Raw genomic sequence first — 11,163 nt, 5'->3', positions numbered from 1 at the left:
CCTGGGCGCACGTACGCGGGACACTGCTGCGATGGACGAGCCCCTGAGGCCCTTCCTCACGATACCGGCGCAGCCACTTGTGGACAGTGCGCACCGAGATCCCGAAAGCCGCCGCAATAGTCGCTGCAGCCTCTCCGTTCTGGTGACGCAGAACAATTTGCTCTCGACTGTAAAAACACGTGCGGGCATTCTTGTGCGGGTTGTTCATTCCATCGATCCTGAAACTGATTGTGTTTGGTCACCAACCAGTCTCAGACCTTCAATGCGAATGAACAACCTTCTTGGAACTCACACCTAGGTAGCAACCGCCTTTCAGGCTGAATTTTCCTTCAAAGCGTACATCAGGTCAGGGAGGGCAGCTTCCGCAAGAGCGCATGGAGCGTTTCAATTGTCGACTGATCGACAACTCCATCCACTTTTCCGGGACGAAAATGTCTCTGAAAAGCTTTCACGCAGAGCCGGGTCTTCTCGTCGAACTCACCCGAAATGCCGACGTCATATCCAAAGAGAGCCAACATGGACTGGACAGCCTCCACCGGCTGACCGCTTTCCCCGGCCTGCATGAACAATCCGGAACCGATTGGAAAAGGCTGCACGTAAAGACCGATTCCCGCCTTCGCCAACCGCTCCCAGGGAAACAGTTCACCCGGATCCTCCTTGCGGCCGGGAGCGATGTCGGAGTGACCAAGCACCATCCATGGCTGGATACCGTGCCGGTGACAAATATCCTTCGTCAGCGCCATCACGGCCTCGATCTGCCTGTCCGGAAAAGCTCTGTATCCGTATTCATGCCCCGGATTGACGATTTCAATGCCGATCGAACGGGAGTTGATGTCATTCCGCCCTTTCCAGAAACTGCGCCCTGCATGCCAGGCGCGTCTGGATTCCGGGACGCACTGAAGAATGCTGCCGTCTTCGTCAACGAAGTAGTGGGCCGAAACTTCGGCTTCCGGATTGCAAAGCCTGCTCAACGCGGCCTCGGCGGTCTCCATGCCGGTATAATGCAGTATCACCATGTCGACCGGTACGCCTGTTATCCTGGGACCGTGATTTGGCGACGGATGGACCCTGGCTTTCAGCCCGGTATCGGTTGCGACTGTCATAGCCCTCTTTCCGCGCAGATTTTCGCCCAGGCATCATTGAGCGCGGCGAGCCGGTCGTTGGCGATGCGGACGAATTCCTCCGGAACGCCTCTGGCAATCAGTCGGTCCGGATGCGTTTCCTGTACTTCCCGTCTGTATTGCGCCTTCAACTCGGTATCGCTGGCCTCCGGCCCGAGCCCCAGGATCTCGTAAGGATTTCCATCCTTGCGGACATGCCGGGCCATGACCTTGGAGAATTCCCGGTCGTCCAGCCCGAACACTTCGGCGACTTTGGAAAGATACCCAAGTTCGCTTTCATGGATGACACCGTCGGCCTTGGCTATGTGAAAAAGCCCGTCAAGAATGTCGAACAGCGTCTTGCGGTCATAGGGGAACAGGTCGGCAAGTTTCTGGGCATAGACCTCAAATCCCGCCACATCCTCCTTGGCCAGATTAAACAGTCTGGCAACGTTGCGTTCTTCATTCGAGGGAACTTCGAACAAATCCCGGAATGCCAGGACTTCATCGGTTGTAACGACCCCGTCGGCTTTCGCCATCTTCGCGGACAGAGCAATCATCGCCACGGTGAAGGCAACGCTGCCCGTACCTTCCGGGCGCGCCAGAACAAGCTGAACGATGCGGTCGACCAGCTGGGCCCCGCCAGTCCCGATCGCCCCAACGATGCTTCCAATGCTGTTCCAGACGCTCACAAATCAGCTCCTGCCGGGCACCGATGCCGGAAATAGACACTTTCGGCCCGCACCTTCCACCACGAATCAATTGCGTCTCCCAGTCATATCGGCAGCGCGGTTGTTTGACCAGATCAAGCTGAGGCTCGTTTCAACCGCTCCCAAGCGGAAAAGTTGATCGATCTGAGAGTGTTAGGGTTTCTGCCAATGCAATATCAAGCGTTTCTAAAGGCGGGATCACATGCGTTTCCGAAACGTGAAGCTGACCTCACAACTCACAAGGGAGAAAGCAACAGGTCCGAATGCGCCTTGCCGGAACAACTCATGGCCATTAAAGGGAAAAACCGGAATGGATTCATGTTGGTGTAAGAAATTCGGCTTAATTTCAACCAGTACGTTCAAAAAAGATGGTGCCTCTCTGGATGGCCAACCCCCTGGCAAGAAATAGCATTGTAATATTTTTCATATCCATGTCGCTGGTCATGACATTGGCGCTGGGTGTCTATGCCAGCAATCGGCTTCTGACTCACTGGCTTCTTGTCCGCGGACTTGAACAGGCTTTTCTTACGCAGGAAAAGGCAATCGACACGTTGCTCAGGACACTTGCCAAGGAGCTTGGCGAGGCCCGACCAGAGGAGGTGTCGGGTCTTCGGCTTTCAACCGCATCTGGTTCTGCTTCCGCGCCCGGTCTAACTCCGAAACAGATTAATGACATCAAGACACTCTTTCAGCACAAGAGTGGTGCTTCGGACGTTCTCGACGCAGCTATCGTATTTCCCGCGGCCACGCAAAAAACGGAACTGCAACAGATCCTCTGGCACAGGGACAGGTTCCTTCTGACGCCGGACACCCTGGTCAAGGCAGAAGCAAAATTGGAGTTCGCCCCCCTGGCTGCGGTCCCGGATATGACCTGGGAAGGCAGGTTTGGCCGCAATGCCGTGATCGCCTACCGGCCGCAAGGGTCAAATCCGGCCATGCCGAGCCTCCTGCTCCTGACCAGGCAGGCCGACCTTCTGTCCAGTCTGAGGCCTCTGATCAGGACCATCAGCGCAGCGATTGGTGGCCTGTGTCTGACATCGTTCATTTTCGCAGGCATCCTGCTGTGGATGCGCTTTCACGATCAGGTGACAACCAATCGCGACATACAGTATCTCGCTCATCATGACGCGTTGACGGGCTTGCCCAATCGCGCGGTTTTCAACGCCAGGCTTACGGAAGCCTTGCGACTGGCTCAGGCAAAGGCATCGAATATCGGTGTCATGCTCATCGACGTGGACAAGTTCAAGGAGGTCAACGACACCCACGGACACGGCACCGGCGATGTGTTCCTGCAAATTGTCAGCGAACGCCTGAAAGCCGTCTTCGACACCCATCTGGTATCGCGGTTGTCCGGTGACGAATTCGCCGTTCTGCTCACCTCCGTTTCCGATCCGGCCCGCATGACAAAGCTTGCCGCCAACATGAACGCGGCGACAAAAGTCCCGTGCATTATCGACGGCAAGGAAATCAGAATATCGCTGTCGATCGGCATAGCCCGTGCCACCGACGGTTCCTGGCGGGCGTCCCGTCTTCTACATTGCGCGGATCTTGCGCTCTACCGCGCCAAGCATGGCGGCCGATCCACCTTTTCCTGGTACACACCGGAACTGGACGCTGATGCACAGAAACGCAAGGAAGTGGAAGCTGGCCTCATCAAGGCGATCAAGTTCGACCAGTTCAAACTCCTGTACCAGCCACAGTATTCTCTGCGAGACGGAGCACTGAAAGGCTATGAGGCGCTGATCCGCTGGGATCATCCTGCCAAGGGAACCATCAAGCCCGACATCTTTATCCCGATCGCCGAAGACACCGGGCTGATTGTGGAAATCGGAACCTGGGTCCTGAACAACGCCTGCATGGAAGCTGCAAACTGGGAAGACAAGACCCGCCGCGTGGCGGTGAATGTATCGCCTGCGCAATTCAACGCCGGAGAAACCCAGAAACGCGTTGCCGCAGCCCTTCGCAAGTCCGGTCTCGATCCCAGCCGCCTGGAGATCGAGGTGACAGAAAGTCTTCTGATCTCGGACACGGACGCAGTGATTGCAACACTCCGTGAAATCCGTGACATGGGTGTCTCAATCGCGATGGATGACTTCGGGACCGGCTATTCGTCCCTGAGCTACCTCAGCCTCTTTCCCTTCGACAAGATCAAGATCGACAAGGCTTTCATTCAGAACCTCGGCAAGGATATGAGTACGGACGCCATAGTCACGTCCATTGTCGGTCTGGGCCGTTCTCTCGACGTGATCATCACTGCTGAAGGTGTCGAAACCGAAGAACAGGCAATCCTGCTGAGCACGGCCGGTTGCGATCTCGTTCAGGGGTTCATGTTCGGAAAACCGGACAGCGTCGATAGTCATGAAGCCAATTTCCCGGTCTTCCCAATGAACACGTCAGGCGGACTGTGGTTTCCGCAAAAGAAGTCCGGCAACGCTCCCGCGCCTGATACCGTGAATGCAGAACCGCTACGGCCTGCAACTTCCAAGTCGTAGGATTACCTTGCCGATTCAGCGGACAACACCAAGCGCCGCCGTTTCCGCAGCGGACTGCTTTTCCCGTTCCGCTTTTCTTTCAGAATACCTGTCGACAAGGTAGTCGGATTGCCCGCGTGTCAGCAGCGTAAACTTCACCAGTTCCTCCATCACATCCACCACACGGTCATACAAGGGGGAAGGTTTCATCCGCCCCTCTTCATCGAATTCCTGATAAGCTCTGGGAACCGAGGACTGATTTGGGATCGTGATCATGCGCATCCAGCGGCCCAGAACACGCATCTGGTTGAGAGCGTTGAAAGACTGAGATCCGCCTGATACCTGCATCAAGGCCAGCGTTTTGCCCTGTGTCGGACGAATTGCACCAACGCTCAACGGCACCCAGTCGATCTGGGACTTCAGTATTCCCGTCATGGCACCGTGCCGTTCCGGTGAACACCAGACCTGCGCCTCTGACCAGGCGCAAAGGTCCCTGAGTTCCGCGACCTTCGGATGGCTGGTTTCCGCTTCATCCGGCAACGGCAGGCCGGCTGGATTGAAGACCCTGGTTTCCGCACCAAACGTCTTCAGCAATCGTTCGGCTTCGAGAACGAGAAACCGGCTGTAGGAACGTTCACGCAGGGACCCGTAGAGCAGCAGGACACGCGGCGGATGCGCCGGCAAGTCAGAAACCTGAAGCCTTTCCTTCAAGACCGGTTTCAGATCTCCAGCGGCAACATTCCGCAGTCCGTGTTCCGCAAGATCGAGTTCACTCATTGACCGCTCCGGATGCCACCACTTCGCCGTCTTCCTTGGTGAACGTTCCGATATCTCTCGGCAACAGGTCCATCACCTTCTCCGATGGGCGGCACAGCCGAACGCCCTTCTCTGAGACAACAATCGGACGATTGATCAAAATGGGATGCTCCATCATGAAATCAATCAACTCGTCATCCGTCCATTTCTCTTCGCCAAGACCCAGGTCATCATAAGGCGTGCCCTTCTGGCGCAGAAGAGCACGGACGGGTATCCCCATTCTCGCAATCAGACCGACAAGTTCATCGCGGCTCGGCGGGGTTTTGAGATATTCGACAATCTCGGGGTCCACGCCGGAGTTCCTGATCATTTCCAGCGTATTGCGGGACGTTCCGCACTTCGGGTTGTGATAGATTGTGATGGTCATGAAGTTGGTCCTGTCAGGTCCCTGTTGGCTTTGTGAACTCATTGACGGAGAAACCACAGACGGCAGGATTGTTGCCGCAGCAGTCTTCCATCAAAAAGGACAGAAGGTTTCGCATCCGGTCATAGTTGACGGCATAGTGGATATGACGTCCGTCCCGCCGCGCGGTCAGCAGCCCTGCCCGCTCAAGCGTTGTCAGATGGAACGACATGCGGGTCGGCTGAATATCCAGGCGCTCGGCGACGGATCCCGAGGGAAGCCCCCTCGGCCCCTCCGCCATCAAAAGCCGGAAGGCCGCCAGACGGTCCTCCTGAGCAAGCGCGCCGAGCGCTGAAACGGCATCCGGATTCTCCATAATTCGACCTTACAAGAAATTTTGGAACATTCAATAAAAAGACGTCGTGTGACGCAATCTGACTGGTTCACATGGCGGCGGCGGCCCGGGCTGCCTGGTCATAGTTACCCGATACCAGGCGAAGCATCGCGGCCAGCCGGGAGAGTTCGCTCTCATCCAGGCCCAGCGCTTTCATCGGTTCAACCAGCAATGCTTCGCGCAGACGCCTGTATTCCATACAGGCCGCTTCTCCCGATGGCGTAATCTCCGCTGTCTTTTCCTTGCCCCTCCGGCCGGAAGAAACGAGCCCGGCTTTTTGAAGTTTTTTGAGAGCGTAGGTCACCGTGTGGGTGTCTTCTATGTTCAACACCAGGCAGATGTCGGAGAGGGTTTTCGCCCGGCCGCGGTGATTTACGGAGTGCAGCACCAGAACATCCAGAGGACCCAGCCCCTCCAACCCGCTGGCCGCCATGCAGCGGACCATCCAGCGATGATAGGCATTGACCATCATTGTGACGGCAAATTCGATCTCCGAAAGAGCCGGCATCGCCCCGGAAGCAAGATGCGCCGAGGAGACAACAGGTCCAATCGACCTTTCGGATTTCGGTTCGGTATTGGGCTCAGGTTTCTCCGGCAACGCTTTGGACCTCCCGCACGGACTGTTCGTTAATTGCTCAACATCGTCTGTGGCAGCCAAAGAGCCAAGCCCGGGAAGGCTACAATCAGAACCACAGCCAGGATCATCAACAGGAAGAACGGCAATGCCATCCGGGCAACCTTGAAGATATTGTAGCCGGTCATCCCCTGAAGCACGAACAGGTTGAACCCGACCGGTGGAGTTATCTGGCTCATCTCCACGACCAGGACCAGATAAATACCGAACCAGATAAGATCGAGACCTGCTTGCTCCACCATCGGCAGGATCACGGATGTGGTGAGGACCACCACCGATATGCCATCAAGAAAACAGCCCAGCACAACGAAGAACAGCGTGAGCGCCACGAGCAGCGCATAGGGCGACAGTTCGAGCGAACCTATCCACGCCGCCAACTCACGCGGAATACCTGTGTACCCCATGGCGACGGTCAAAAACGATGCCCCGGCAAGAATGAAGGCGATCATGCAGGATGTTCTGGTGGCCCCCATCAACGCATCGGCAAAGCTCTTCCGGTTCAAGGTTCCACTAGCCCGTGAAAGCAGCAAAGACAGCATCACACCGATGGCGGCCGCTTCCGTCGGCGAGGCCAGGCCCGCATAGATCGAGCCGATGACACCGGCTATCAGCCCGATGACCGGAAACAACCTGCGGGTGGCGACGAGCCGCCGTGTAAAGGGAACCGGCTCTTCCTTCGGGGGCATCTTCTGCCGGTTGGCAAGTGCCCAAAGCACTATGTATCCCATGAACAGGAGACACAGCATGGCGCCCGGAAGAACACCTGCCATGAACAGGCGGGCAATCGACTGTTCGGTCGCCGCGCCATAGACGATCAGGATGATCGATGGTGGGATGAGAAGTCCGAGCGTACCCGATCCGGCCAGCGTACCGATGGCCACGCGCTCGTCATACCCGCGCTGCTTGAGTTCCGGCAGGGACATGCGCCCGATTGTTGCGGTGGTCGCCGCGGAGGAACCGGACACCGCCGCGAAGATGCCACAGCCGAGAATGTTCACATGCAGCAGTCTGCCCGGCAGATTGCGCATCCAGGGTGAAAGACCTGCGAACATGTCCTCCGACAGACGCGAACGGAAAAGGATTTCACCCATCCAGATGAACATCGGCAGAGCCGTCAGGTCCCAGGAATTCGATGCGCCCCAGACGGTGGTCGCCATGACGGCACCGGCAGGCACCGAAACAAGCGCCATTATGGCGGCAAGAGCTACAGCAAAAAGAGCAACCGCGACCCAAATGCCGGTCGCCAGGGCAGCCAGCATGCCGAAACCGAGGAAAAAAGCGATCAGGGACAGGTCCATTATTCTTTTCCCTCGATCAGGTCGCCCTTGCTCACCGTCTCGAAGCTTGGTGCGCGGCCGGTAAGTGCGGTAATAAGATCGTCCAGCAAGGCGACTGAAAACACGAGAAGCCCCGCAGTCATGACGGTTTGCGGAATGACCAGCGGGATCGGGACGATGCCGAAGGACACTTCCCCGTAGGTGTAACTGTCATGGGCGAGCCCGCCCGCATGCCAGGTAAAGAACCCGGCGAGGCCCAAGGCGACTGCTACGGCCCAGATATTCAGGAGATGTGCGACCGGGGACGGAACCGCCTGAAGCAGTATGTTCACCCTGATATGGTCGCTGTTGCGGAGCGTCCCGGCAAGCGCCAGGAAGGATGCCCCTACGAGCAGGAAACCCGCGATCTCGGCAAGCGAAGGAACCAGCAAACCGATCGGATCCATGCCGGCCAGGCCCAGAACGCCATCCAGCAGACGCCCGAGCACCTGGAGGACCACCATGGAGGCGATGATTACGAGACAACACGCAGCCAGTATCGTTGACGCCCGATAGAGCGCATTCAGAGCTATTCGCATCGGTTTCCCCCAACCAGATGTGCAGCTGAACAAGAAAACGCCGGGCTGAACTGCCCGGCGTTTTTTGAATTTAGTTTTTGTAGGTTTCCAGAATGGCAGTGCCGGTTTCACCGGCTTCCGCCAGCCATTCGGCGGACATTGTCTCGCCAATGGCGGCCATCCCCTGGATCAGTTGCTTGCTCGGCTCCACCACGGTGATGCCGTTTTCCACCAGAATAGCGGTCTTGCCGTTTGTCTCCACCTTGGAGGCTTCCCATCCGCGTTTTTCAGCTTCCGCAGCAGCGTCCATCACGGCAGCCTTTTCGGCATCGGAGAGCGCATCGAACGCCCCCTTGTTGACGAAGACCATATTCTTGGGCAACCACGCCTGCGTGTCGTGATAATGGCTCAGGAAGTCCCATGCTTTGGAGTTCGCACCGGTGGAGGGCGAAGTGATCATGGCTTCCACGCGGCCGGTGGAAAACGCGGTCGGAATATCAGGAACTTCAACCTGTGTTGGCACCGCGCCCGCCAACTGTGCCAGACGTTCGGTCGCCGCATTGTAGGCGCGGAACTTGAGGCCCTTCATGTCATCGACACTGGAGATTTCCTTTTCCGCATAGACACCCTGCGGCGGCCACGGCACAGTATAAAGCAGGACAAGCCCCTGAGCGTCCAGCTTCTCTTCCATGGCAGGCTTCGCGGCCTGATAGAGTTTCCATGCCTTGTCGTAGGACGGTGCCAGGAAAGGCACTGAATCTACGCCGAAAACGGCATCTTCGTTCGACAGGCGTGACACCAGAACTTCACCGATAGGCGCAAGACCCTTGCGAACGGCATTCTTGATTTCCGGATGCTTGAAGAGTGATCCGGCGGAGTGGATCTGGATGACCAGAGATCCATCGGTTTTCTCTTTGATATCCTCGGCGAAGGCAGCGATGTTCTGCGTATGGAAGTTGCTGTCGCCATAAGGGGTCGGCATGTCCCACTTGGTTTCGGCGGAAACGGCGGCGACACCGGCAAGACCAAAAGCGGCGGCGGCGGCCAAACGGACACCGGCCCGTGTCAGAAAACGTGATTGCAGCATGAATATACTCCTCTTGGAAGCGGGACAGATCCCGTTGCAATGCAGCTCCCGGTGCATTCTGTGCACACCTGTCAAAAGCGCATCTGACCGCAGCCTAAGCTCAAAAATTGAAAACATCAACAATTTATCGATAAATTGTCACCGTAACTCTCGTTGTCCGCATATGCCTTCCTTCATCGGAAGGGCCACTCTATCAAGCTGCTTTCATGTGAACGCGGTATGTTCTAGCGTGCCGCAACCACGCCTGCGGGAGGACGCCAAGACGTGCGACAGAACTTAGGTCACGGCAGGCTCGGCAACTTCACCGGGCCGCTGTTGCTCATTGTCATATTGGTCGTTGCGGCAGCACTGCGCATGTACGATCTGGACAGAACCAGCCTCTGGTACGACGAGGCGGTGACCTGGGCGCAGTCCAGGGGAGCATTTTCCGAACTGCTCTCATCCGTCGCCGCGGATAATTACCCGCCTTTTCACAACGTGATCTTGTGGCTGACCATGCCGGTCTTCGGCGACAGCGAGATTGCACTTCGCCTGCCCTCTGTCATTCTCGGGGTTTTGGCCGTCTGGCTGATCTATCTGTCAGGAAGATCTCTGGCCGGCGACGCATCAGATGGACCATATTCCGCACTGCTTGCCGCCGCGCTTCTGGCAACCTCGCCGTTTCACATCTGGTATTCCACCGAGGCACGTATGTATGCGCTTCTCGCGGCCGGGGGACTTGCCTTCCTGTTGTCGGTCATGAAAGTGCTGAACCGCCCTTCTATCGGCTGGTTCACTACTCTCAGCCTCAGCGGCGCTGCCTTTCTCTACAGCCATATCTATGCCCTGCTCGGATTTGCCGCTGTCGGTCTGGTTTGCGCACTCTACGCCCTCAATGACACGCTTCGAGCCGGACGGCTCACGCTGTCACCTGCGACAATCGCCTGCCTCGGCATGGGTTTCAGTGCCCTTGCCTTTCTACCCTGGCTGTTCATCCTGGCGAACCGTGCCAGATCAGTCGCCGAAGCAGGTTTCTGGATTGCCTATCCGGACATTCAGTTCTTGAAATCCATGGTTTTCAGTATCGCCGGCTCAATTGTGTTTTTCTGGATACTGTCGGCTTTGGCACTCATCTATTGCCTGCGCGTGTTTTTCGTTGATACCGTTTCTTCACAAGATGAGGGAAACAAAAGGAAGTTCGCGGGAATCTGCCTTGCCTTCACGGCTGGCCCGCTGATTCTGGCCTATCTCTATTCCCTGCTTGTGCAGCCGATCCTGTTCGACCGATATCTGATTGCAGCCTGGCCCGGACTGTTGTTGCTTGCATCCGCAGGCGCCAACCAGTTCATCCCCCGTTTAGGCCCCGCCGCACTCCTCGTTGCGGCGTTGACGTTGACATTCCCGGAACTCAGATTCGCCTTGTTTGACAAAGTGCGGCCCGACTGGCGCGGCATTACCCAGGATTACAAGGCCAATCGTTCCAAGGACCGGCAGCTTGTGCTTTACAAGGGCTTCGCGGCGCCTGCCCTTGAGTATTATCTGAGGTCACCGGACAGTTTTGTAGCAGCAGGAGAAATTGGTGACCTGAAAAACCAATCGTCAGGCGCAATCGAAAATGAACGCTGGCTTTTGCTGGTTCACAGCACCCCCGACGAAATGAGCCAAGCGCTTGAGGCTTTCAGCGCCTCCGAACCGGAGCCGGTGGCGCAACGCTTCGGATGGGGGGCAAGCGGATTGAAACTGCTGCGATTTGCTCCACACAACTGAGGACCGAGCAGTCTGGCTGGATCAACCG

Annotated in this window: 12 protein-coding genes; 2 read left to right on the top strand and 10 right to left on the bottom strand. The window is 56.9% G+C overall.

Annotation, left to right across the window (positions count from 1 at the left end; genetic code table 11):
• From OA90_RS28240 to OA90_RS25930, 3 genes are all read right to left on the bottom strand, one after another.
• Positions 1-208: leucine zipper domain-containing protein (locus tag OA90_RS28240; RefSeq protein WP_156510618.1), on the bottom strand; the 208-nt coding region annotated here is incomplete at its 3' end.
• Positions 209-341: 133 nt separating this feature from the next.
• Complete coding sequence (locus OA90_RS25935; protein WP_068419725.1) at positions 342-1,103, bottom strand: N-acetylmuramoyl-L-alanine amidase; 762 nt, start codon at positions 1,101-1,103, stop codon at positions 342-344.
• On the bottom strand, positions 1,100-1,792 hold the full coding sequence (locus tag OA90_RS25930) for a DnaJ family molecular chaperone (RefSeq protein WP_068419723.1): 693 nt from the start codon (positions 1,790-1,792) through the stop codon (positions 1,100-1,102). Before OA90_RS25930 ends, OA90_RS25935 begins: the two co-directional genes overlap by 4 nt.
• A 461-nt stretch (positions 1,793-2,253) precedes the next feature.
• On the opposite strand from OA90_RS25930, the gene OA90_RS25925 reads away from it, so the two are divergent.
• Positions 2,254-4,302 (top strand): EAL domain-containing protein, encoded by a 2,049-nt coding sequence (locus OA90_RS25925; RefSeq protein ID WP_082837288.1) that lies wholly within the window; start codon positions 2,254-2,256, stop codon positions 4,300-4,302.
• A gap of 15 nt (positions 4,303-4,317) precedes the next feature.
• Here OA90_RS25925 and arsH read toward each other — a convergent pair whose 3' ends face one another.
• From arsH to OA90_RS25890, 7 genes are all read right to left on the bottom strand, one after another.
• Entirely contained in the window at positions 4,318-5,058 is a 741-nt protein-coding gene (arsH, locus tag OA90_RS25920; protein WP_082837287.1) for an arsenical resistance protein ArsH, read from the bottom strand.
• Positions 5,051-5,464, bottom strand: a complete 414-nt coding sequence (gene arsC / locus OA90_RS25915) for an arsenate reductase (glutaredoxin) (protein WP_068419717.1) — start codon at positions 5,462-5,464, stop codon at positions 5,051-5,053. Before arsC ends, arsH begins: the two co-directional genes overlap by 8 nt.
• Positions 5,465-5,477: 13 nt before the next feature.
• Positions 5,478-5,816, bottom strand: a complete 339-nt coding sequence (locus OA90_RS25910; protein WP_068419715.1) for a metalloregulator ArsR/SmtB family transcription factor — start codon at positions 5,814-5,816, stop codon at positions 5,478-5,480.
• 67 nt (positions 5,817-5,883) lie between these two features.
• On the bottom strand, positions 5,884-6,342 hold the full coding sequence (locus tag OA90_RS25905) for a winged helix DNA-binding protein (RefSeq protein WP_208986306.1): 459 nt from the start codon (positions 6,340-6,342) through the stop codon (positions 5,884-5,886).
• Positions 6,343-6,461: 119 nt separating this feature from the next.
• Positions 6,462-7,766, bottom strand: a complete 1,305-nt coding sequence (locus OA90_RS25900; RefSeq protein WP_068419712.1) for a TRAP transporter large permease subunit — start codon at positions 7,764-7,766, stop codon at positions 6,462-6,464.
• Entirely contained in the window at positions 7,766-8,323 is a 558-nt protein-coding gene (locus OA90_RS25895) for a TRAP transporter small permease (RefSeq protein WP_068419708.1), read from the bottom strand. Before OA90_RS25895 ends, OA90_RS25900 begins: the two co-directional genes overlap by 1 nt.
• 70 nt (positions 8,324-8,393) lie before the next feature.
• Positions 8,394-9,389 (bottom strand): TRAP transporter substrate-binding protein, encoded by a 996-nt coding sequence (locus OA90_RS25890; protein ID WP_068419706.1) that lies wholly within the window; start codon positions 9,387-9,389, stop codon positions 8,394-8,396.
• A gap of 264 nt (positions 9,390-9,653) precedes the next feature.
• Between OA90_RS25890 and OA90_RS25885 the strand changes: the two genes are divergently transcribed.
• Positions 9,654-11,135, top strand: coding sequence for a glycosyltransferase family 39 protein (locus OA90_RS25885; RefSeq protein WP_068419705.1), 1,482 nt, complete (start codon positions 9,654-9,656; stop codon positions 11,133-11,135).
• The last annotated feature ends 28 nt before the right edge of the window (positions 11,136-11,163 follow it).

The organism is Labrenzia sp. OB1 (assembly GCF_001624695.1).
In the GTDB taxonomy this organism is placed as follows: domain Bacteria; phylum Pseudomonadota; class Alphaproteobacteria; order Rhizobiales; family Stappiaceae; genus Roseibium.
The sequence above is the reverse complement of the archived record's forward strand: the minus strand, read 5'-3'. Positions and strand labels throughout refer to the sequence as shown.